Annotated in this window: 17 protein-coding genes; 8 read left to right on the forward strand and 9 right to left on the reverse strand. The window is 60.3% G+C overall.

Translation table 11 applies throughout. The features are described from left to right. Positions 1–20: 20 nt before the first annotated feature. The 8 genes from K3166_RS10895 to K3166_RS10930 form a co-directional block, all read right to left on the reverse strand. A complete protein-coding gene (locus K3166_RS10895) occupies positions 21–677 on the reverse strand; it encodes an exopolysaccharide biosynthesis protein (protein WP_221422248.1) in 657 nt (218 codons plus the stop codon). A gap of 43 nt (positions 678–720) precedes the next feature. Next, positions 721–1182 carry a MaoC family dehydratase gene (locus tag K3166_RS10900; RefSeq protein WP_221422249.1) on the reverse strand — a complete coding sequence of 154 codons (462 nt, stop codon included), beginning with the start codon at positions 1180–1182 and terminating at the stop codon, positions 721–723. Further along, positions 1182–2600 carry an aldehyde dehydrogenase family protein gene (locus tag K3166_RS10905; protein WP_221424079.1) on the reverse strand — a complete coding sequence of 473 codons (1419 nt, stop codon included), beginning with the start codon at positions 2598–2600 and terminating at the stop codon, positions 1182–1184. Before K3166_RS10905 ends, K3166_RS10900 begins: the two co-directional genes overlap by 1 nt. A 26-nt stretch (positions 2601–2626) precedes the next feature. Next, positions 2627–3715 (reverse strand): CaiB/BaiF CoA transferase family protein, encoded by a 1089-nt coding sequence (locus K3166_RS10910; protein ID WP_221422250.1) that lies wholly within the window; start codon positions 3713–3715, stop codon positions 2627–2629. 67 nt (positions 3716–3782) lie between these two features. Next, positions 3783–4778, reverse strand: coding sequence for a GTP 3',8-cyclase MoaA (gene moaA, locus K3166_RS10915; protein ID WP_247714623.1), 996 nt, complete (start codon positions 4776–4778; stop codon positions 3783–3785). Positions 4779–4802: 24 nt separating this feature from the next. Then, a complete protein-coding gene (locus K3166_RS10920) occupies positions 4803–5984 on the reverse strand; it encodes a molybdopterin molybdotransferase MoeA (RefSeq protein WP_221422251.1) in 1182 nt (393 codons plus the stop codon). 4 nt (positions 5985–5988) lie between these two features. Beyond that, a complete protein-coding gene (gene acs / locus K3166_RS10925; protein ID WP_221422252.1) occupies positions 5989–7938 on the reverse strand; it encodes an acetate--CoA ligase in 1950 nt (649 codons plus the stop codon). Positions 7939–8075: 137 nt separating this feature from the next. Next, the gene (locus K3166_RS10930) at positions 8076–8843 is read right to left on the reverse strand and encodes a LuxR C-terminal-related transcriptional regulator (protein WP_221422253.1); all 768 of its coding nucleotides are present in this window, start codon (positions 8841–8843) and stop codon (positions 8076–8078) included. Positions 8844–9251: 408 nt separating this feature from the next. On the opposite strand from K3166_RS10930, the gene K3166_RS10935 reads away from it, so the two are divergent. The 7 genes from K3166_RS10935 to K3166_RS10965 all read left to right on the forward strand — a co-directional run bounded on the left by K3166_RS10935 (position 9252) and on the right by K3166_RS10965 (position 21117). Continuing rightward, complete coding sequence (locus K3166_RS10935) at positions 9252–10601, forward strand: phosphotransferase (protein ID WP_221422254.1); 1350 nt, start codon at positions 9252–9254, stop codon at positions 10599–10601. Further along, a complete protein-coding gene (locus K3166_RS10940; RefSeq protein ID WP_221422255.1) occupies positions 10601–11887 on the forward strand; it encodes an acyl-CoA dehydrogenase family protein in 1287 nt (428 codons plus the stop codon). The genes K3166_RS10935 and K3166_RS10940 overlap by 1 nt, the downstream gene beginning before the upstream one ends. A 60-nt stretch (positions 11888–11947) precedes the next feature. Next, a complete protein-coding gene (gene tdh / locus K3166_RS10945; protein WP_221422256.1) occupies positions 11948–12982 on the forward strand; it encodes an L-threonine 3-dehydrogenase in 1035 nt (344 codons plus the stop codon). A gap of 10 nt (positions 12983–12992) precedes the next feature. Beyond that, positions 12993–14174, forward strand: coding sequence for a glycine C-acetyltransferase (locus K3166_RS10950; protein ID WP_221422257.1), 1182 nt, complete (start codon positions 12993–12995; stop codon positions 14172–14174). Between the two features lie 184 nt (positions 14175–14358). Then, positions 14359–16041: a BCCT family transporter gene (locus tag K3166_RS10955; protein WP_221422258.1), complete on the forward strand. Its 1683-nt coding sequence runs from the start codon at positions 14359–14361 to the stop codon at positions 16039–16041. Between the two features lie 374 nt (positions 16042–16415). Beyond that, positions 16416–19070, forward strand: a complete 2655-nt coding sequence (locus K3166_RS10960; RefSeq protein ID WP_221422259.1) for a TonB-dependent receptor — start codon at positions 16416–16418, stop codon at positions 19068–19070. A gap of 79 nt (positions 19071–19149) precedes the next feature. Further along, positions 19150–21117, forward strand: a complete 1968-nt coding sequence (locus tag K3166_RS10965) for a tetratricopeptide repeat-containing sulfotransferase family protein (RefSeq protein WP_221422260.1) — start codon at positions 19150–19152, stop codon at positions 21115–21117. Positions 21118–21155: 38 nt separating this feature from the next. On the opposite strand, the gene K3166_RS10970 is transcribed toward K3166_RS10965, so the two are convergent. Then, positions 21156–21392 (reverse strand): DUF6356 family protein, encoded by a 237-nt coding sequence (locus K3166_RS10970; protein ID WP_221422261.1) that lies wholly within the window; start codon positions 21390–21392, stop codon positions 21156–21158. 116 nt (positions 21393–21508) lie between these two features. On the opposite strand from K3166_RS10970, the gene K3166_RS10975 reads away from it, so the two are divergent. Beyond that, entirely contained in the window at positions 21509–21973 is a 465-nt protein-coding gene (locus tag K3166_RS10975) for an Lrp/AsnC family transcriptional regulator (protein WP_221424081.1), read from the forward strand. Positions 21974–22016: the final 43 nt, after the last annotated feature.

A 22016-nucleotide genomic window follows, 5' to 3' on the forward strand; every position in this document is an offset into this window, starting at 1 on the left:
CCGGACAAACTCCGATCAGGTCAAGCTACTGCTCGATAATGAATGGTTCCGATGGCAGCCATACCGCCCGAGCCGCCTTCTTCACCGGACGAATAATAGTAATATGTGCCCCCGCCCAGCGCGGCCATGGCCAGCACGAAAGCCGCCAGCATCACGAACCCGTCGCGCACGATCAGCGCAAGTCCGATGGCAGCGATCGCCAGCATCGGCGCGCTGCTGGCAAAAGGCAGCACTTCCAGCGGCGGCACGGTGCAGCACAGCAGGATCACCACTGCTGCAGCGACCTTGACCCACACGCCTTCTGTAATGAACTCAAGACGCCCATGGCTGTGTTCATCCAGCCAGTGCGCAAGGCCGCGTAGCTTGGCGATACCCTTGTGCAGCTTCTTGCTCGTGACGGCGCGGTTCTGGAGGAACTGCGGCATCCAGATGTGGTCCGTGCCGAACAGGAGTTGCACTGCGACCAGCGCGATGACGACTGCGAGAAAGGTCGGCACGCCGGGAATCCCGCCGACCGGGGTTATCTCCAGCAGCGCGGGAAGCATGATGAACGGCCCGAAGCTGCGCCCGCCGAAATCGTCGAGAACATCGCCAATCCGGACGTGGTCGCCCTTTGCGGCCAGATCGTCGAGCTCGCCAAGTACGTCTTCAACGCCTTCGGGTTCGTGATTGCGCATGCCTTCTCCCCAATCGGGATCAACGCACGGAAGCGAAAAAAGGCTATGCGGCGGAAGCAGTTGCCTTCTTCAGCAGGGCAGAACGCTCGCACCGGCACACCACTTCGCCGCGCTGGTTCACAGCTTCATGAAGGAAGGTGACGATGCCGGTATCGGGCCGCGATTTGCTTTCACGCAGGCCGATCACCTCGCTTGTCGCATGCAGCGTATCGCCGATGAAAACCGGCTTGGGCATCACCAGCTTGTCATAGCCGAGATTGGCCACGAGCGTACCGAGCGTGGTGTCCCCGACGCTAAGCCCCACCATCAGCGAAAACGTGAAGGTCCCGTTGACCAGGATCTGGCCGAACTCGCTTGCCTTCGCCGCTTCCACGTCGAGGTGGAGCGGCTGGGGGTTGTGGGTCATCACGGTGAAGAACAAATTGTCCGCTTCTGTCACCGTGCGGCGGATTTCATGGGTCAGCTTGTCGCCGATTTCCCATTCGTCGAAATGTCTGCCTGCCATCAGCCGTGCCCCATGACCGCTTTCACTTCGAGGAAGTCGTGGAAGCCCCATTCGCCCCATTCGCGGCCATTGCCCGATTGCTTGTAACCGCCGAATGCCGCGTTGAGATCATAGCCGCCGTTGATCGCGACCCGGCCAGCTCGAATGCGCTTGGCAAGGCCGCGGGCAAGCTCGATGTCTTCGCCGGTGATCGCACTGGCCAGACCATATGGAGTGTCGTTCGCGATGCGGATTGCATCGTCATAATCATCATAGCCAAGGATGCAGAGCACGGGGCCGAAGATCTCTTCGCGGGCGATGGTCATGTCGTTGTCGACATCGGCAAATACCGTCGGCTTCACATAGTGTCCGGTTTCCAGCCCGTCCGGCTTTCCGGGTCCGCCAGCGACCAGCGTGGCACCTTCTTCGATACCCTTCTCGATCAGGCCCTGGATCTTGTCCCACTGCGCCTTCGATACGACCGGACCGATCGTGGCATTGCCCTTGGGATCGCCGGGGATGACGCCTTCGGCGGCTTCTTTCGCCGCTGCCTTGGCTTCTTCCATGCGGGCATGGGGCACCAGCATCCGGCTGGGCGCGGTGCAGGTCTGGCCCGAATTGCCCATCATCGCGGTAGTGCCCTTCATTACCGACTGCGTGAACACGCTGTCGTCGAGCACGATGTTCGGGCTCTTGCCGCCCAGTTCCTGCGCCACACGCTTGACCGTGGGCGCGGCATTCTGCGCAATTGCGATACCGGCACGCGTCGATCCGGTGAAGCTGACCATGTCGATATCGGGATGGCCCGAAATTGCCTCACCCACGCCCGGACCATCGCCGTTGATGAGATTGAAGACACCCGCGGGCACGCCTGCGGCATCCATGATCTCGGCAAAAATATAAGCATCGAACGGCGCGATTTCCGAAGGCTTGAGCACCATCGTACAGCCAGTCGCCAGCGCCGGGAAAACCTTGCAGGCAATCTGGTTGAGCGGCCAGTTCCACGGGGTGATCATTCCCACCACGCCGATCGGCTCCCACACGTGCAGTGTCGGACCGTCCTGACGTTCGAAATCGAAAGCTTCGAGAACTTCGATAGCCTTCTGGCAATGACCAGCCAGCAGCCCGACATGGGGGCCGTTTGCCAGGCTCATCGGCGCGCCCATTTCATCGCTGACGGCCAGGGCGAGGTCCTCCTTGCGGTTTTCGATTTCCGCCTGGATAGCGCGCAGCAGGGTCAGCCGCTCTTCCTTGCTGGTCTGGCTGAAGGTTTCGAATGCGCGGCGAGCAGCCACCACCGCCTTGTCGACATCGGCCTTGGTGCCGAAGCTAATGTGGCCGATCGTTTCCTCGGTCGCGGGGTTCTCGACCTCGACCGTATTGGCTTCGACCGGATCGACCCACTGGCCGTCGATGTAAAATTTGGTGCAATCGCGCATCGGTATCTCTCCTTTGCGCGAAGCCATTAACTCCCTTCGGCCCAGCGCGCCACCACCTCTTCACCGTCCTGTGCACTGTCACGGATTACGCCCGGTGTGCGGTCGAAACGCGGAGCAGGTGCAGTGTGCCACCTGCCGCCATGTTCGACGAAGGCTTCGCGCGCCTTCATGTGCGGGTGATCCTTCGCTTCGTCGAGCGGGACGACGGGCGCGTAACAGGCATCGGTGCCTTCGAGCAATTCGGTCCATTCGGCCTGCGTTTTCGTGGCAAACAGCTTGGCCAGACGCTCGGTATAATCGTCCCAGTTCGCAGGGTTCATCTGACCCTCGCGCAGTTCGGCGGGAGCGTCAGCCCGCTCCAGAAGCTCGGCATAGAACTGCGGCTCGATTGCGCCGACGCTGATGTCCTTGCCGTCCTTGCAGGCGTAACAGCGGTAGAAATGCGCTGCGCCGCCAAGCAGGCCCGCGCCGCGCTGGGTAGTGCGCAAGGCGCTGTGCGGCTGTCCGTAGAAAAAGCTCATCAGGCTGGTGACGCCGTCAACGATTGCGGCGTCGACCACCTGCCCCTTACCGCTCGACTGACGCTCGAACAGCGCGGCGAGGATACCCATCGCGCAATACATCGAGCCGCCGCCGAAATCGCCCACGAGATTTTGCGGCGGGATAGGCAATTCGCCCTTTGCGCCAATGGAATCGAGCGCGCCGGTGATGGCGATATAATTGAGATCGTGGCCGGCAGCCTGCGCCAGCGGGCCGTCCTGCCCCCAGCCGGTCATGCGCGCATAGATCAGCCGCGGATTGGCAGCGAGTACGTCGTCAGGCCCCAGCCCAAGCCGCTCCATCACACCGGGCCGAAAGCCTTCGACCAGCACATCGGCGTGCTTCAGCGCTTCGAGGACGAACTTCTTCCCCTCGTCGCTTTTCAGGTCGACTGCCGCGCGGTGACGGGCGCGTTCGACTACGGGGTTCATCGGCTGATGGCCGGGGCGTTCGATACGCACCACCTCGGCGCCGAGGTCGGCCAGCATCATCGCGACGTGCGGTCCGGGGCCGATACCTTGAAATTCGACGACCTTGAGCCCTGTCAGCGGTCCGTTTGCAGCCTGATGGCCCATGATTCTCTCTCCTGTTTCTCGCCCGCGAAACAAGGGGAAACGGTTCGCAATTGCAACGCTTTTTGGCTCAGCCGCCGGTTACGCTCATGTGGCGGGCGGTGGCTGGCTCTGCGCGGGCGATGTCGAAATCGTGCCGTTTGGGCTTGCCGCCAAGCAGCTGGTCCAAGGCTTCATCGAGAGCACCGGGCGTACCGGTGCGCATGACATCGCGCAGTTCGACCTTCTGGTCGTGGCCCAGGCAGCCATAAACCGTGCCCGTCGCGGCAATCCGGATGCGGTTGCAGGACGCACAGAAATTGTCGCTGAGAGGGGTGATGAAGCCAACGCGCGCGCCGGTTTCGGCAATATCGAAGTAGCGTGAAGGTCCGCCTGTGCGGTGCAGCGAAGGCAGCAGTGTCAGCTCACGCTCAAGCACATCGCGTGCGGCGGCCAGTGGGAGATAGGTATCGGCCCGGTCGCCCTCGACCTGGCCAAGCGGCATGGTCTCGATCAGCGAAAGATCACACCCTCGCGCACCGCACCAGCGCGCCATATCGGCAAACTCGCCATCATTCACACCGCGCATGGCGACCATGTTGATCTTCACTGACATGCCGGCAGCGCGGGCCGCATCGATCCCGGCGATCACTTTGCCCACATTCCCGCCGCGAGTGATGGCCGCAAATTTTTCCGCGTCGAGCGTGTCCATGCTGACATTGATGCGTTCGATACCGGCGCGGCGCAGTTCGCCTGCCATGCCCGGCAGCAAGACACCGTTGGTCGTCAGCGTGAGTTCGCCCAACCCCTCGCTTCGCAGCGATCCGAGCATATGCGCCAGACCTGCAAACCCTCGCCTGACCAGCGGCTCGCCCCCCGTCAGGCGGATGCGCCTGACCCCGCGCGCGACAAGGTGGCGGGCAAGGTCGGCAATTTCTTCCAGCGTCAGCAAATCGCGGCGCGGAAGGAACTGCATATCCTCGGCCATGCAATAGGTGCAGCGAAGATTGCAGCGGTCCGTTACCGAAATCCGGACATAGTCGATCGTGCGGCCATGGGCGTCGATCATCGGGGCGGTTTCGGACATACCCCGACCTTTAATGACGCCGCTTCAAAAGTCGAGCGCAGCGATCGTCTCTCCCTTGCCCGCTTCCACCGATCCGCCCGGCTGACGCAGCAACACGTCCGCCGCTGCCAGTGCCGCCTGCGCACCCGATTGCTGGTTCGCAAAGGGTTCGGCTTTGCGGTCGACGAGCCTGCCCCTGCCAAAATGTTCGCGCGGCCCGGGCGCGGGCATCGAAGACAGGAGCTCAAGTTCCTTCCAGACCAGCGCGTCATCATATTCCCCACCTGCCAGGGCAGTCAGCAGGGGAGCCAGGAACAGGCGCGCTGTGACCATTGCAGACGTCGGATTTCCCGGCAGGCCCAGTACAAACCGGCCCTTCGCGTCCTTTGCGCACCAGACCGGCTTGCCAGGACGCATTGCCACCTTGGCAAACAGCGTTTCAAAACCTCCGCCCGCGATGCTGGACGAAGCAAAGTCACGTTCGCCGACAGACGCGCCGCCAACCATGACCAGCACATCGCATGAGGACAGCAAACTGCCAGCCGCCTGCGCAATTTTTGCCGGGTCGTCGGCGCAGATTTCATGCCCCGCGATCTCTGCACCATAGTTCCTGGAAAGCGCGGCAAGAGCCAGTGAGATGCTGTCGGGGATGCTGCCCTCGATGTCGGGGGACTTCCCCGGCGCAACCAGCTCGTCTCCGGTGGCAAGGATAGCGACGCGCGGTTTTCCCCACACGCTCAGGCTGGCCTGCCCCGCTGCTGCGGCCGCGACCATCTGGCGCGGACCGAGCATGGCGCCCCGTTCGAGCAGGATATCACCTTCGCTGAAATCGGAACCGCGCGGCCTGATGTGCCGCGCCTCACTGAACTCTCCCGTGAGGCGCATGATATCGCCTTCCCGCTCGACAATTTCCTGCACGATGACCCAGTCGGCACCTTGGGGTACGGGCGCGCCAGTGAAGATACGAACGGCCTCGCCTTCCTCGACGGATAGTCCGGGCGGTGACCCGGCATAGGATGTGCCTACAACTGACAGGGGTGCGTGCAGATCACCGTTCCGAACCGCATAGCCGTCCATCGCGGAAACATCGCTTCGCGGCGCATCGATGCGGGCCGCCACATCCCCCGCCAACCGGTGGCCAGACGCCTCTGCCAGCGATATCTCCACCGCTTCCAGCGGCCGCGCCGCGCCGCGCAATATCGCGCTTGCCTCGTCGAAAGTGATCACACTGCTAGCGGTTCTGGCGGCCATCGATCAGGCTTTCGACCACGCCGGGGTCGGCCAGCGTCGAGGTATCGCCCAGCGCGCCGTAATCGTCCTCTGCAATCTTGCGCAGGATGCGGCGCATGATCTTGCCGCTGCGCGTCTTGGGCAGGGCAGGCGTGAAATGCAGATGGTCGGGCGTGGCAATCGGGCCAATTTCCTTGCGCACCCATTGGCGCAGTTCGGAGTAGAGATCGTCGGAGGGCTCATCACCTTCCATCAGCGTGACGTAGCAGTAGATGCCCTGCCCCTTGATGTCGTGCGGATAGCCGACCACGGCCGCCTCGCTCACCTTAGGGTGCAGCACGAGTGCGCTTTCGACTTCTGCGGTGCCCATCCGGTGACCCGAGACATTGATGACATCGTCCACTCGCCCGGTGATCCAGTAGTAGCCATCGCTATCGCGGCGGCAGCCATCGCCGGTGAAATACTTGCCCTTGTAGGTGCTGAAATAGGTTTGCACGAACCGGTCATGATCGCCGTAAACCGTGCGAGCCTGCCCGGGCCAGCTGCGCGTGATGCACAAATTGCCAGCTGCTGCGCCTTCCAGAACCTCTCCCTCATTGCCGACCAGCTGAGGGCAGACGCCGAAGAACGGCTTGCCGGCGCTACCCGGTTTCATATCGTGCGCGCCGGGAAGCGTAGTGATCATCACTCCGCCCGTTTCAGTCTGCCACCAGGTGTCGATCACGGGAATCGCACCCTTGCCGACCGTGTCATGATACCAGCGCCACGCCTCGGGATTGATCGGCTCGCCCACGCTGCCGAGCAGGCGCAAACTGGACAGATCATGCTTGGTCACATGGCTGTCGCCCTCGCGCATGAGCGCCCGGATCGCGGTGGGTGCAGTGTAGAAGATGTTGACCTTGTGCTTCTCGCACACGGCCCAGAAGCGGTCATGGTCGGGGTAGTTCGGCACCCCTTCGAACATCAGCGCCGTCGCCCCGTTCAGCAGGGGGCCGTAGACGATATAGCTGTGGCCTGTGACCCAGCCGATATCGGCGGTGCACCAATAGACTTCGCCGGGCCGGTAATCGAAGACGTAGCGGAACGTTGTTTCCGTCCACACGGCATAGCCGCCGGTCGTGTGCAGCACGCCCTTTGGCTTGCCGGTCGATCCCGAAGTATAAAGGATGAAAAGCGGGTCTTCCGCATTCATTTCCTCGCACGGGCATTCGGCTGAAACGCCGTCCGAAAGCTCGTGATACCAATGGTCGCGTCCTTCGCGCATGGTGATGTCGCCGCCGGTATGCCGCAGGACGAGCACGCCTTTCGCCGGCACTTTCTCCAGGGCAGCATCGACATTCGCCTTGAGCGGTATGCGCTTGCCGCCGCGCAGGCCCTCGTCGGCCGTGACAATCCAGTCGCTGCGGCAATCTTCGACCCGGCCGGCAATCGCTTCGGGTGAGAACCCACCGAAGATGACCGAATGGATCGCGCCGATACGGGCGCAGGCGAGCATGGCATAGGCACCTTCAGGCACCATCGGCATATAGATGGTAACCCGGTCGCCCTTGCCCACGCCGAGCTTTTTCAGCGTATTCGCCATGCGGATGACTTCGGCCTTCAGCTCGGCATAGGTGATGCGCCTTACCTCGCCCGCAGGATCGTCCGGCTCGAATATCAGCGCCAGCGCATCACCGCGCCCGGCCTCGACATGACGATCGACTGCATTGTGACAGATGTTGAGAGCGCCATCTTCGAACCACTTGATCCGGACCGGGTCAAAGCTCCAGTCGGCGATAGTGGAGGGAACGGTGATCCAGTCGAGACGCTCGGCCTGCTCGGCCCAGAAGGCGTCGGTATCGTCCAGGCTCCTGGAATAAAGAGCAGCGTAATCCTCTGCGCTGCAGTTAGCGCCGTCCTGCGCACTTGCCGGGCGGACGACCCATTCATCGTGGCCGTGTGCATCGCTCATCATCAATCCTCGCCGTGGCTCTCACAAGCTTCGGTGATGTCACAGGAGATCGGGTGGACGCAAGCAGCAGCTAGCGGGAAGAGGGGCCGGTCGGCCCGGGCGGGAGGTAATCGCCCGGGCCATCGGATAAGCCTTGGTCAGGCCGCCTGCGAGCCTACGAGCACGGCCTGCGGCTTGTTCGACGCGCGGGACGATTCCTCGGCGCTTGATGCCGCAATGATTGGCGAGTTTGCTGTTCCCGTGGCCGAAACACCTCTGTTGACGGCCCAGATCGCTGCTTGCGTGCGGTTCTGGACCATCAGCTTACGCAAGATCGCCTTCACGTGAACCTTCACGGTGGCTTCGCCGATTTCAAGGCGGCGGGCGATGATCTTGTTTGGATAACCCTTCACCAGGCAATGCAACGTCTCGATCTCGCGCTCGGACAGGATTTTGCTGATCTCGGTTTCGGCGCGCGCATGATTGTTTGCGGCCATCGCCACGCTGGACAATTGTTCGACCAGCTTGCCGGGCACCACCTTCTCGCCGAGCGCCACCAGACGCAGGCTGCTGAGCAGCGATTCGCAGGCGATTTCTTTCAGGATGTAGCCATCCGCACCGGCTTGAAACGCCTCGATCAGGCATTCCATCTCGAGGTCGTCGTGAAGCAGTACGAGCCGTGAATGCGGCAGCAGTTCGCGCAGCTCTGTGACCTCTTCAGTCAAGTTGCGCGCAGCGCTTACATCGATGAGGATGAGTTCACATTCGTCGGGCTTATCATGCGGAGACGAGGCGAGAAACGCTCGCGTATCGTGATGCAGGCCTTCAACAACGAAGTTATCTTCGTCGAGAATTCTTTTAAGGCCTTGGCTTACTATGGAATTCGCACAAACAAGTGAAATATTGATCGGCAGTTCGACGTGCATTGTCAGCACCCCCCAATAGAGTTTTGGACAATGCGACCTATTTATCATTTTGTATATGAAACGACGCCGGCGGTTGATCCAACTCGGTCGCGCTTCCCCATTTTGATACCACCGGCCTGCAATCTTGTCGAATCCCCTTCAGCCCAACGGCCCGCGAATACTGCATCAAACCGTTGGTTAATATGAGGTTTTTTTATAATCAAAATTCGCGCCGAGGGCCGCGCTCGTCCCAAAATGGGACAGCAATTTCTCGGTAAATGTAAAATTTTTGAGGAAGTCTGCCGCCGAGTCGTTGCCTTTGGATAACGTTCTCATTTCCCGAAAGAATTTCTGCCGGTTCTATACAATTTTCCGTATTTGTTCGGTCAGGCTTGAGGGTGCATGCCAGTTGGTTCACAACTCACCCTTATGGGTGATGGAGACAAGGCAGGAAGCATCGAGCAGGGCTTGGCCAGGGCGCTGGCACGAATTGGCTTGCCCGGACCCGAAGAGATCACGCGGCTGACGGGCGGCGCGACGATGGAAAGCTGGCGGTTTTCAACCGCTGGTGAAGTGTTCGTCCTTCGCCGTGCACCGAGCCTCGATTTCATGAAAGACCGGCCATTCGGTCATGGCACCGAGGCCGCAATAATCCGGGCTGCACGCCAAGCCGGCGTCACCGCTCCGGAAGTGATCCTGAACCTTGAGGCGTCTGACGGGATCGGCAGCGGCTTTGTCATGCGCGCCCTTCCAGGGACACCCGATCCGCGAGCAATTCTTGCGATGGAGCAGCCCGGCCGCATTCTGACCGAGGTGGCGCGCGATTTGGCCCGCATCCATTCGCTAGGACGTGGCGATGTTCCGCCGGATGTGCCGGAAATCGACTATCGCGAAGGCGTAAATGCCCTGCGTCTACAGTTCGAGGAAGCGGGCGGTGACCGCCCGATCATTGCCCTGGGTCTACGCTGGTTGCTGGACAATATTCCGCAGCGGGAAGAGCCTGTCCTCAATCACGGAGACTACCGGCTCGGCAACATCCTGTGCGAAGACAGCCACCTGACCGGCGTTCTCGATTGGGAGCTGGCGCATTTCGGCGATCCCCACGAAGATCTGGCGTTCGGCTGCATGGCTGTGTGGCGCTTTGCGCGCTACGACCGCCCGGCATTGGGGCTGGGAAGCCTTGATGATTATTTCGCCGCTTATGAAACTGAAAGCGGGCGCAAAGTCGACCCGGCGCGCTTCCGATTCTGGACCATCTACAGGACAATTTGGTGGGCCCTCGGTTGCCTGAAAATGGCGGCATATTGGCGCAGCGGTGAGGACCGGATGCTGGAACGGGTGGTGATTTCCCGCCGGACCAGTGAACAGGAACTCGACCTGCTGATGCTGCTGGAGCAAGATGCCCCCGAGGAAGAGCGCGCGCGCAGGGTAATCCTGCCAGACATGTCCTGCATTTATCTGGGCGAGGCCAGCCAGCCGGAAATGGCGACGGCAATCGCCGAATGGCTCGATACCCTCAAGGACAAGCTGACCGGGCATGATCGCTTCCAGCTAGCCGTCGCCCGCAATGCGCTCGGGATGATCGCGAGAGAGGCGGACCTGCTGCCTGCATCGCGTGATCTCTTGCTCGCAGAAGCCTTGCTGGCAGGAGAAAAGTCTTTGGCGTCGCCGCAACTGTTGGCCGAACTCAAGGCGATGGCGATCGAGAAACTCAGCGCTGACGTCCCGAAGTACCCCGCGCTTCGGGCCGCTCGTCAGAAATGGATCGGAGAACACTGATGGACTTCACTATTCCGCAGCCGCTGGAAGAATATTACGCCGAGCTCGAGCGCTTCATCGAAGCCGCGATAGAGCCGCTAGTGGCCAAGGACGACAACATCCGGTTCTTCGATCACCGGCGCGAGAACGCACGAACAGATTGGGACCGCGAAGGACTGCCCAACCATGAATGGGAAGACCTGCTTCGCCAAGCGCGCAAGGCAGCGGACGAGGCCGGGCACTGGCGGTTCTCCGCCCCGAAGAAATTTGGCGGCAAGGATGGGTCGAACCTCTGGATGGCAGTGATCCGTGACCGGTTTGCCCAGCGCGGTCTTGGCCTCCACAATGACCTCCAGAACGAACACTCGATTGTCGGCAATTTCCCGTTTGTCGCCATGTTCGAAACTTTCGGCACCGAAGAACAGAAGCAGGAGTTTATCCTCGGCGGATTTGAGGGCACGCGCCGGGTCGCCTTCGGCCTGACCGAACCTGACCATGGCAGCGACGCGACACATATGGAAACGCGCGCGGTGCGCGAAACGCGCGATGGCGTCGAAGGCTGGCGGATCGACGGCGAGAAAATGTGGATCACCGGCATGCATGTGGCCACTCATTGCGCGCTCTTCGCCCGCACAGACGGAGAAGACGGCAATGCGCGCGGCATCACCTGCTTCCTCGTGCCCAATCCGACCGACGGTCTGAAAATCGAAGAGTGGATGTGGACTTTCAACATGCCCACAGATCACCCCCGCCTGTCGTTCACCAATGTCTGGGTGCCTGACAGCGCAGTACTGGGCCAGAAAGGCAAGGGTCTCTCTCTGGCGCAGAGTTTTGTCCACCAGAACCGCATCCGGCAGGCGGCATCAAGCCTCGGCGCAGCGCAATACTGCATCGAGGAGAGCGTCAAATACGCCCGCCAGCGCAAGCCGTTTGGCGAAGAACTGGCGCGCAACCAGGCAATCCAGTTCCCGCTCGTCGAGCTTGCCACCCAGTGCGAAATGCTGCGCCTGTTGATCTACAAGACGGCATGGGAAATGGACAATATGCCGCATGAGCAGATCGAGCGAACGATCTCCGACAAGGTGAGCATGTGCAATTACTGGGCGAACCGGCTGGTGTGCGAAGCTGCAGACAGGGCGATGCAGGTGCACGGGGGCATCGGGTATTCACGGCACAAGCCGTTCGAGCATATCTATCGTCATCACCGCCGCTACCGGATCACCGAAGGCGCGGAGGAAATCCAGATGCGCAAGGTCGCGGCTTACCTGTTCGGCTATCTCGGTCCCAAACGCGACGCTACGGCATAGGCTTTCCTTGCGCGAGGCGTGCCTTTCACTATAGCGGCGCGCAACTCAATTCATCGGAGCATGCAAGTGAAGGCGCTGGTCAAAGCGAAAGCGGAAAAGGGCCTCTGGCTCAAGGATGTAGCCGAGCCCGAGGTCGGTCCCAATGATGTGAAGGTGAAAATCCTCCGCACGGCAATCTGCGGCACCGACATGCACATCTGGAACTGGGACGAATGGGCCCAGCGCACCATTCCCGTGCCGATGACCGTGGGCCACGAATTTGCCGGCCGGATCGTGGAATTCGGCGACAATGTCTCAGGCTTCGAAGTTGGCCAGATCGTATCGGGCGAAGGCCACGTCGTATGCGGTCGCTGCCGCAATTGCATGGCAGGCCGCCGCCACATGTGCGCCGACGCCCAGGGGATCGGCGTTAATCGGTCAGGTGCATTTGCCGAATACCTCGTCCTGCCCGCGGCCAATATCTGGGTGCATGATCAAGACATCGACCTCGACATCGCCTCGATCTTCGACCCCTATGGCAACGCTGTCCATACGGCACTGCAATTCGATGTGCTTGGCGAAGATGTTCTGGTGGTCGGCGCGGGCCCCATCGGCATTATGGCCGCCGCCGTCTGCCGCCATGCCGGTGCGCGCCACGTCGTGGTGAGCGACCTCAACGAAGACCGCCTGAAGCTGGCCGCCCAGATGGGCGCGACAGCCACGGTCAATCCGACCAAGCGTAAGATCGAAGACGTGCAGAAAGAGCTCGGCATGAACGAGGGCTTCGATGTCGGCCTCGAGATGTCGGGCTCGCACCCCGGCTTTGCTTCGCTGATCGACAACATGGCGCATGGCGGCAAGGTCGCCATTCTTGGCCTTCCGGCTGAAGCCCCGACGATCGACATGGACAAGGTCATCTTCAACATGCTGACGCTGAAGGGCGTCTATGGCCGCGAGATTTTCGAGACTTGGTACAAGATGTCCGTTTTCATCCAGTCCGGCCTCGATCTCTCGCCGATTATCACTCACCGCCTGCCGGTCGACCGCTTCGAGGAAGGCTTCGCCGCCATGGCCTCGGGCGAAGCGTGCAAGGTCGTGCTGAACTGGGAAAGCTGAGAGACTACTGATGAACCAGCGTTTTTACGAACATCTCGCGCATGAACTGGATTCCATTGAGGAACAGGGCCTGCTCAAGTCAGAACAGAACATCACCTCCGCGCAAAGCGGCACTGTCGAGCTGGGCGATCGCACTGTAATCAACCTGTGCGCGAACAATTACCTTGGCCTGGCCGATAACGAGGAAATCTGCGCGGCGGCGCGCGAAGGCATCGACACGCATGGTTTCGGCATGGCGTCTGTCCGCTTCATCTGCGGCACTCAGGACATTCACAAGCAGCTGGAACAGAGCATTTCGGATTTCGTCGGTTTTGAGGACACCATCCTCTACCCGTCATGTTTCGATGCCAATGCAGGCCTGTTCGAAACACTGCTGACGGCAGAAGACGCGGTCATTTCCGATGCTCTCAACCACGCCAGCATCATCGACGGCGTTCGCCTCTGCAAGGCCAAGCGTTACCGCTACGCCAATAATGACATGGGCGAGCTGGAAGAGCGGCTGAAAGAAGCCGACGCCGCTGGTGCGCGCTTCAAGCTCATCACCACCGACGGCGTGTTCTCGATGGACGGCTTCATCTCGCGCCTCGACGAGATCTGCGACCTGGCAGAAAAGTATGACGCTCTCGTCCATTTCGACGATTGCCACGCCACCGGCTTCCTTGGCGAAAACGGACGCGGCACGCATGAATATCGCGGCTGCATGGACCGGGTCGACATCACCACCGGCACGCTTGGCAAAGCGCTTGGCGGAGCCAGCGGCGGCTATACCAGCGCGCGTCCCGAAATCGTTTCCATCCTGCGCCAGCGTTCGCGGCCCTACCTGTTCTCGAATTCGGTCGCACCGCCCGTGGTTGCCGGATCCATCAAGGCGCTCGAACTGGCCCGCCGTGGCGAACAGCGCGCCAAGCTGTGGGATAACACGCGCTATTTCCGCGAGCGTTTGGAAGAAGAAGGGTTCGACGTCCTGCCCGGCGAACATCCGATCATCCCGATCATGCTCTATGATGCCAAGGTCGCATCGCAATTTGCCGCGCATTCACGCGCAGCAGGCGTGTTCGTCACCGCGTTTTCTTTCCCGGTGGTCCCCAAAGAACAGGCGCGCATCCGCACGCAGATGTCTTCGGCTGTTTCGCGTGATCAAATTGATCAGGCCCTCACGGTCTTTGGCGAGGCACGCGCCGCGCTGGGATAAATTACGGCAAGTTCTTTGATTTTCAAAGGCTGCGCGGGCGGCTGGAACGAGACAGTTCCAGCCGCCCGATTTGCATTGTCTGGCGCTCTACCTATGCTTGGCCGCTTCTGACGCCGCCGAACGCGGCGCACACTAGGGCCGAAAATCCGGGTCGCAAACCAAGCCTGAGAGCATCTCCATCACAATGAATCCTACAGACGCACCGATAGCGCCTCCACTCGTCGACCTGCCAATCAACACTCACGACAAAGGCTTTTACGACGGGTTCAGCCGAGCGGTCACCATACCGTCCAAGATCATTGTATCGCTGATCATCATGTGGGCGATCTTCTTCCCGGTGAGCGCCAACAAGACACTGACAGCTGCCAACTCCAGCATCATTTCGTCTTTCTCCGGCTGGTACGTCTATCTCGTGGCATTCCTGATGCTGTGTTGCCTGGTCGTGGCAGTGTTGCCGCAAACAGGGCGCCTTAGGATCGGAGCGGCGGAAGAGGGTCCTGAATTTTCCCGCTTCTCGTGGTTCGCGATGCTCTTCGGTGCCGGCATCGGCATCGGGATGCTGACGTACTCTACCGGCGAACCAATGGCGCATTTCGCCAACAATCCGGACATCATCCGCGGCACGATCGCGCCGCTTACTGCCGAGGCCGTCCGGCCCGCTTACGAGTATACATTCCTGCACTGGGGTTTTGCAGCATGGGGCACCTATGCCCTGGTTGGTCTGTCGATCGGCTATGTTTCCTATCGGCGCGGTCTTCCGCTGACCATTCGGTCAGCATTGGCACCGCTGTTCGGCAAATGGATGTCCGGCTTTGCTGGCCATATCGTGGACATCGTCGCTGTCGTGGCAACCATTCTGGGGGTCGCCGTGACTATGGGTCTGGGGGTCGAACAGTTCATCGCCGGTCTCGCAAGGCTGGGCATGGGCGAATGGCTGCTTGATACGGATGGCTCATCCTCCGCAATCGCGATTGTCCTCGCGCTCGTGATCCTCGTCGGCGCTTCGACAATCAGCGCGCTGTCCGGCGTGGGCCGCGGGATCAAGTGGCTGTCGAACATCAACATGGCTCTTTCAATCATGCTGGTTGCTCTGTTCGCGATTGTCGGTTCAGGCATCTTCGGCCTGAAGCTGCTTGGCGTGGGGCTATACGATTACTTCCGGACTCTGATCCCGAACTCGCTTTCGCTGTTCTCGGACACTGGCACTGAAGTCAGCGCTGCATTAGTGCAGTGGCAACTCGACTGGTCGGTGTTTTATTGGGCGTGGTGGATCGCCTTTGCGCCCTTTGTCGGCATGTTCATCGCCCGCATTTCTCGCGGCCGGACCGTGCGCGAATATGTGCTTGGTGTGGTTCTTGTCCCTTCGCTGATGTGCTTTGTCTGGATGACTATCGTCGGGGGAACAGCGATCGACCTGGAACTGAGCGGCGTCGCACAGGGCGCAATCGTCGAGACAGGCATTTCGGACCAGCTTTACGCGACGCTGGCGGTCATGCTCAGTCCCGGGGTCGCCTCTCTGGTTTCCGGCCTCGTCGTGATCCTGCTGATGACGTATCTCGTAACCTCTGCGGACAGCGCAATCCTGATCGTGAACACGATCAACGGCGCAGGCGAAACTACTGGCGAACGCAATCGCCACATTGTCTTCTGGGGCGCGGCACTGGCCTTCGTCGTCGGCAGCATGCTGATCCTTGGGGGTATCGATGCCATCCGGATCACCATGATTATCGGGGCGCTGCCCTTCTCCTTCGTGGTGGCCCTGATGGCAGTCAGCATCCTCAAGGCAATTGCGTTTGATATCGTGCGCAAGCGGTACGGCGTGCCCACTACTGCCGAGGCATGCGCAGAGCACGCACCAGCCAAGTAACGAAGCAAGCATAGGTTTATGTAATCATCTCAGGCGGCATGACCCGCCGACGTTACTTCTTGACCGTACTTGGCTTTAGATTACGATAAAACCGCTTCTTTTGAGTATACTCTCATAAATTCCGGTATATATTTGAATATACGTGATACCTTCCAATATAAATTAAATCAGCATCTCTCGGTGTTGTTCTAATGCAACAGTGAAAAACGTTTCCCTTGTATCTTACGGTGTGCGCTGTGGTGATCGACCAGTTCGGTCGCTAGGGCGTGCGCAACGCGCGCTATACGTAAAACCGAAGCGCGAATGTTTTGACGCCACCTTTGGTGTTCAATCGAGATAACCGGATTTCGCAATCCAAGAGGGGCTATCCAGTCATGAATAAGTTTGTAGCCGGCGCATCTGTCGGCGCCATCGCCATTGCCATCGCAGCACCGGCGCATGCACAAGACGGCGCAGCACAGGCACCCGCGGCACAGCGTGAAGGCGGTGTTGGCGTCATCATCGTTACAGCGCAGAAGCGCAGCGAAGATCTGCAGGACGTGCCGGTATCGGTGTCCGCGATCGGCGCGGAAGCCCTCGATGAACTCAACATCGACACGTTCGAAGATTATCTCGAACAGCTCCCCACCGTCACGGCGGGCGGCAGCGGTCCCGGGCAGAGCACGATTTACATTCGCGGCCTCGCCTCGACCACGCCCAACCTTACGACTGCTGGCGTTGCCGGCCTCGCCCCCAACGTCGCGCTCTACCTCGACGAACAGCCGCTGGCACAGCCCGGCCGTAACCTCGACGTTTATGCAGCCGATCTTGAGCGTATCGAAGTCCTGTCAGGGCCGCAGGGTACCCTGTTCGGCGCGAGTTCGCAGGCAGGCGTGGTTCGCCTCATCACAGCCAAGCCCGACCTCGCCGGATATGGCGCTCGTGCGGCTGGCGGTCTGTCCTTCACCAAGGGCGGCGAAGCCAGCTACAAGGGCGAGGTCATGGTCAACCTGCCCGTGACCGACAGCTTTGCCTTACGCGGCGTGGCATTCTGGGACGATCAGGGCGGCTATGTCGACAATGTGCTCGGCACGCGTGATGCCAGCGAAAGCGCTCGCTTCCGTCCTGCGGGAACCGTCCGCTCGAACGGCGTCCCGGTCAGCCCGCTTCGCGGCGGCTTCCAGGCCGGCGCAGACCTTTCCGACGTCACCTTCCTCGAAGCGGAAAACTCCGCACTGGTCGAAGAAGATTTCAACGACACCACCTATTCCGGCTTCCGGCTTACCGGCCTTTATGAATTCAACCCGGACTGGACCGTAACCCTCGCCCATTCGCGTCAGAGCGTCGAAAGCGACGGTGTGTTCTTCGCCGATCCGGAACTCGGCGGCCTCGACGATCTTGAAATTCAGCGCTTCGAAGAAGATCGCCTCGAAGATGATTTCTCGAACACGAGCTGGACCATCGAGGGTCGTCTCGCGATGCTCGATGTTGTCTACACCGGCGCCTATACCGACCGTTCGACCGAACAGCGCGTCGATTACACCGATTACCTGTTCGTGGGTCAGTACCTGCCATACTACATCTGCGACGGCGGCGTATCCTATCCGGGCGCATCCGACCCTAGCGGAACCTGCCAGGCCCCGAACCTGTATGTCAGCTCGCTGAGCAACACCAAGGTATTCACCAACGAATTCCGCTTCAGCACCGATGCAGATGCGCGCGTCCGGACCACGGGCGGCCTGTTCTTCTCCGATCTCGAACTGGAAGAGCGCAACGATTTCGCGTATCCGGGCAACACCCTGGCCAACCCGTTTGGCGCGTTTGCACCCAACTTCCCGTACCCCGGCTTCAACACCGATGCGGGTCCGTTCCCGGCCGAGACAATCTTCCGCAACGACATTCGCCGGACGGACAAGCAGTTCGGGATCTTCGGTGAAACCACCGTCGACATCGTGCCGGACCTATTCTCGATCACGGGCGGCATCCGCTATTACAATGTCCGCGTGGATATCGAAGGCAGTGCCAACGGCTCGTTCTGCAACAGCGGCGCGGCTGAAGACGCGAACGCGTTCGGCACCAACATCAACGATCTGTATGACGGCGATGGAAGCTTCACTTTCATCGGGTCGTGCAACTCGGACCTCCGCCAGACATTCACGCTCGACGATTCGCTTGCCGACATCCAGGCCGCCGGTCTCAGCGCGACACAGGCACGGCAGGTTTTCAATTCGGTGCGCGCACCCGATGAAGCCAAGGCCGAGGGCGTCATCTACAAGGGTACGCTGAACGTCACCCCGACCGAAGACCTGCTCTTCTATGCAACCTATTCGGAAGGTTTCCGTCCGGGTCTGCTGAACCGTCCGGGCGGTGCCACGAATGGCGCTGGCTTCACGGTTCCGTTCGAACTGCAAACCGACGAAGTGGTGAATTACGAACTCGGCTGGAAGATGGACCTGCTCGACGGTCAACTGCGCTTCAATGGTAGCGCGTTCTATGTCGACATTACCAACCTCCAGACGACGATCTTCGATCCGTCGATCACGAACCTGTTCTTCTCGGCCAATGCGGCCAATGCGGAGATCAAGGGCGTCGAGGCCGACTTCACCGTTGCGCCTTACAGCCTGCCCGGCCTGACCGTGGCCGGTGCGGTGTCGTTCCTCGACACCGAAATCACGGAGGTGCTGATCCCGACCGACGACGTTCTCGTAGGTTCGGAACTCGCTTTCGCACCTGCCTTCCAGGGCAATCTGCGCGTGCGTTACGAATTCGACCTGACACCGTCGCTCGAAGCTTACGTACAGCCGCAGATTTCGCATTCGGCAAAGAAGTTTACCGACGTGATCGAGATCAACAAGCTGGGACTCGACAGTTACACGATCGCCGACTTTGCGGCTGGTGTGCGTACAACCGATGGCTGGAATTTCGAGGTCTACGCAGACAACCTCACTGATGAACGCGCCCAGATCTCGGGCAACTACGTCAATGATCGTCCGCGTATTTCGACCAATCGTCCACGCACGATCGGTTTCCGGGTTTCCTACGAATACTGATCCTGAAAACCGGACCATTTGAGCGGCGGGGGCGAACACAGGTTCGCCTCCGCCGTTCCTCTTTGTTAGAGGGACGTAGATGAGCACCCGTGAAGAACAATTGGCCAGCGCGCAAAAGGCACTGCAGTCCGGTGACTTCCAGCGCGGACTTGCGCTGGCCAAGGGCGTGCTTAGAACTGACCCGTCCGATGGCGACGCCTGCTATCTCGCAGCGGTCGCCGCCCGTTATCTGGGGCGGCACGATGAGGCCGCACAGCATCTTGGCACCCTGCACGCCGCCATGCCCGAATACGGGCGCGCCTGGCAGGAAGCAGGACATCTTGCCCGGGCGAGAAACGCCGATGATACCGCCATCGCGGCTTTCCAGCGCGCTGTCCGCTTCAATCCCGCCCTGGATGCAAGCTGGCGCGCCCTGGCAGAGCTTTTGGCACAGGCTGGCAGAACGGCAGAGGCGCAGGCAGCCACATTGCAGGCGCAGCGTGTCGCTTCGCTCCCCCGCGAGCTCGTTGCGGTCACGCACCATTTATACGAGGGGCGGCTGCTGAGGGCAGAAGAGATCTGCCGCCACTTCCTCAGGGGCAATCCCAGGAACGTCGAAGGCATGCGGCTGCTCGCGCAGATCGGCATCAAGCTTGGCATTCTGGACGATGCCGAGTTCCTGCTCGAAAGTGCGCGCGACTTCGAACCTGACAACATTCAGGTGAGGCTGGACTACATCGATGCGCTCAGGCGCCGGCAGAAATTTGCCGCCTCGCGCGATGAGGCCGAAAGCCTGCACGAACAGGACCCCGGCAATCCCCTGTTCCAATCGCACCTTGCCATCGAGAGTATGCAGACGGGCGACTACGACCGTGCGTTTGAACTGTTCGACACCGTGCTGGAAAAGCTACCCCATGACCCCGCCACACTGACCAGTCGCGGACACGCCCTCAAGACGACCGGCAGGCAGGAAGAGGCGGTCGCCAGCTACCGAGCAGCTTTTGCAGCTCGCCCCGGGCACGGCGATGCGTGGTATGCGCTTGCGAACCTCAAGACCTATCGCTTCGCAGACAGCGAGGTCGAACAGATGCGCGATCAGGTGCAGAGCGCGGATCTCTCCTTCATGGACCGCGTCCATCTGTCCTTCGCACTCGGCAAGGCGCTGGAAGACCGTAAGGAATTTGAAGACAGCTTCGGTTTCTACGAACAGGGCAATGAATTGAAGCGCGCGCAGACGCGTTACAGCGCCGACGCAATGAGCGACGAGCTCGCCAAACAGCGCGAAGTCTGCACGTCGGAATTGTTCGAGCAACGCCGCTCTGCCGGATATGACGCACCGGACCCGATCTTCATCGTTGGCCTTCCGCGAGCGGGATCGACGCTGCTCGAACAAATCCTTGCCAGCCATAGCCAGGTCGACGGTACGCTGGAACTTCCCAACATATTGGCGCTTGCCCACCGGCTTCGCGGGCGCAAGGCAGGGCAGTCGCTCTATCCGCAAGTCTTGCACGACCTGCCTGACGATCAATTGCGAGCCTTCGGCAAGGCCTTCATCGAAGACACCCGAATCCACCGGCAAGGTGCGCAATTTTTCATCGACAAGATGCCGAACAATTTCCGGCATATCGGCCTAATCAGCCTGATCTTGCCCAATGCGAAGATCATCGATGCCCGCCGCGCGCCGATGGATTGCTGTTTTTCAGGCTTCAAGCAGCTTTTCGCAGAAGGTCAGGAATTTACCTACGGCCTCCACGAAGTCGGGCGGTACTATGCCGATTACGTCCGCCTCATGGACCACTGGGACGAGGTTCTGCCTGGCAAAGTCTTGCGCGTTCAGCACGAAGATATGCTCGACGATCAAGTGGGTCAGACCAACCGGATGCTGGAATTCCTTGGCCTTCCGTTCGAAGAAGCCTGTCTCGACTTTCACAAAACCGACCGTGCCGTTCGCACTGCCAGTAGCGAGCAGGTCCGCCAGCCCATCAACCGGAAGGGCCAGAACGCCTGGAAGCCTTACGAGCCATGGCTTGGTCCGCTCAAGGACGCCCTTGGAAATCTAGCTGGCTAGCTTCGACTACGGCTATCAAGCAGCCGGACCACTGGGTTTCAGATAACGAAATCGAGCGGCTGGGGAAGCCTGCTCCGATTGACGACCATCTTGTCGTGCAAAGTCTCAATTTGCTTGCTGCCCGTTTTGACGAACAGGAACGGGAATATCCCATGGAGAACGCAGGCCAGTCCGCCGAGCATCATCCGGAAGCCGAAGCTGGCGGCGTGAAGCAGATGTGCGCCGTAGCTCTCCCCCACGTCCGCGGGATGCTCGGTAAAGGCTTTCAGGATCATGGTGCGGCTTCCCCTCTGTGTTAGGGCCGTTGTATTCCAAGTAGCACTGAAATCTGTCCCAAGTTTTCGATTATTTGAAGTTAGTTTGTGATCCCATCCCATGTTATAGCCTAGTGATGGAACTTGATACCATAGACTGGAAGATACTCGCAGAATTGCAGCGCGATGCCTCGCAAACCGTGCAGGCCATCGGTGATGCTGTCGGCCTGTCGGCAAATCCCTGCTGGCGCAGGATCAAGCGGATGGAAGGCGCAGGAGTGATCGCCCGCAAGGTCGTCCTGCTCGATCCTGAGAAGGTCGGCCTGACGACCACCGTGTTCGTCGCGATCCGGATCAACCGGCATGATGCCCAGTGGCTGGAAGGTTTCGCCGCCGCCATCGAAGCCTTGGACGAGGTCACCGAATGCCACCGAATGGCAGGTGACATCGACTATATGCTGAAACTCAGAGTGAGCGGGATTGCCGACTATGACAGGGTCTATCAGCGCCTCATTGCGCGGGTGCCAGGCTTGTCGGATGTCACGGCGAGCTTCTCCATGGAAGAGATGAAGTTCACCACCGCCCTCCCCCGGCCAAACTAGCGTTCAGGGACGACCACAGGTAGCTCGGATGGACAGGAATTCG

The organism is Qipengyuania psychrotolerans, assembly GCF_019711355.1.
Lineage (GTDB): Bacteria > Pseudomonadota > Alphaproteobacteria > Sphingomonadales > Sphingomonadaceae > Qipengyuania > Qipengyuania psychrotolerans.

Excerpts from the sequence above, each read along its gene's own strand:
- K3166_RS10930 (WP_221422253.1), bottom strand. The coding sequence starts at position 8,843 with ATGCACGTCGAACTGCCGATCAATATTTCACTTGTTTGTGCGAATTCC.
- K3166_RS10960 (WP_221422259.1), top strand. The coding sequence starts at position 16,416 with ATGAATAAGTTTGTAGCCGGCGCATCTGTCGGCGCCATCGCCATTGCC.
- acs (WP_221422252.1), bottom strand. The coding sequence starts at position 7,938 with ATGAGCGATGCACACGGCCACGATGAATGGGTCGTCCGCCCGGCAAGT.
- K3166_RS10975 (WP_221424081.1), top strand. The coding sequence starts at position 21,509 with ATGGAACTTGATACCATAGACTGGAAGATACTCGCAGAATTGCAGCGC.
- K3166_RS10950 (WP_221422257.1), top strand. The coding sequence starts at position 12,993 with ATGAACCAGCGTTTTTACGAACATCTCGCGCATGAACTGGATTCCATT.
- K3166_RS10895 (WP_221422248.1), bottom strand. The coding sequence starts at position 677 with ATGCGCAATCACGAACCCGAAGGCGTTGAAGACGTACTTGGCGAGCTC.
- K3166_RS10900 (WP_221422249.1), bottom strand. The coding sequence starts at position 1,182 with ATGGCAGGCAGACATTTCGACGAATGGGAAATCGGCGACAAGCTGACC.
- tdh (WP_221422256.1), top strand. The coding sequence starts at position 11,948 with ATGCAAGTGAAGGCGCTGGTCAAAGCGAAAGCGGAAAAGGGCCTCTGG.
- K3166_RS10910 (WP_221422250.1), bottom strand. The coding sequence starts at position 3,715 with ATGGGCCATCAGGCTGCAAACGGACCGCTGACAGGGCTCAAGGTCGTC.
- K3166_RS10965 (WP_221422260.1), top strand. The coding sequence starts at position 19,150 with ATGAGCACCCGTGAAGAACAATTGGCCAGCGCGCAAAAGGCACTGCAG.
- K3166_RS10935 (WP_221422254.1), top strand. The coding sequence starts at position 9,252 with ATGGGTGATGGAGACAAGGCAGGAAGCATCGAGCAGGGCTTGGCCAGG.
- K3166_RS10970 (WP_221422261.1), bottom strand. The coding sequence starts at position 21,392 with ATGATCCTGAAAGCCTTTACCGAGCATCCCGCGGACGTGGGGGAGAGC.
- K3166_RS10940 (WP_221422255.1), top strand. The coding sequence starts at position 10,601 with ATGGACTTCACTATTCCGCAGCCGCTGGAAGAATATTACGCCGAGCTC.
- moaA (WP_247714623.1), bottom strand. The coding sequence starts at position 4,778 with ATGTCCGAAACCGCCCCGATGATCGACGCCCATGGCCGCACGATCGAC.
- K3166_RS10955 (WP_221422258.1), top strand. The coding sequence starts at position 14,359 with ATGAATCCTACAGACGCACCGATAGCGCCTCCACTCGTCGACCTGCCA.
- K3166_RS10905 (WP_221424079.1), bottom strand. The coding sequence starts at position 2,600 with ATGCGCGATTGCACCAAATTTTACATCGACGGCCAGTGGGTCGATCCG.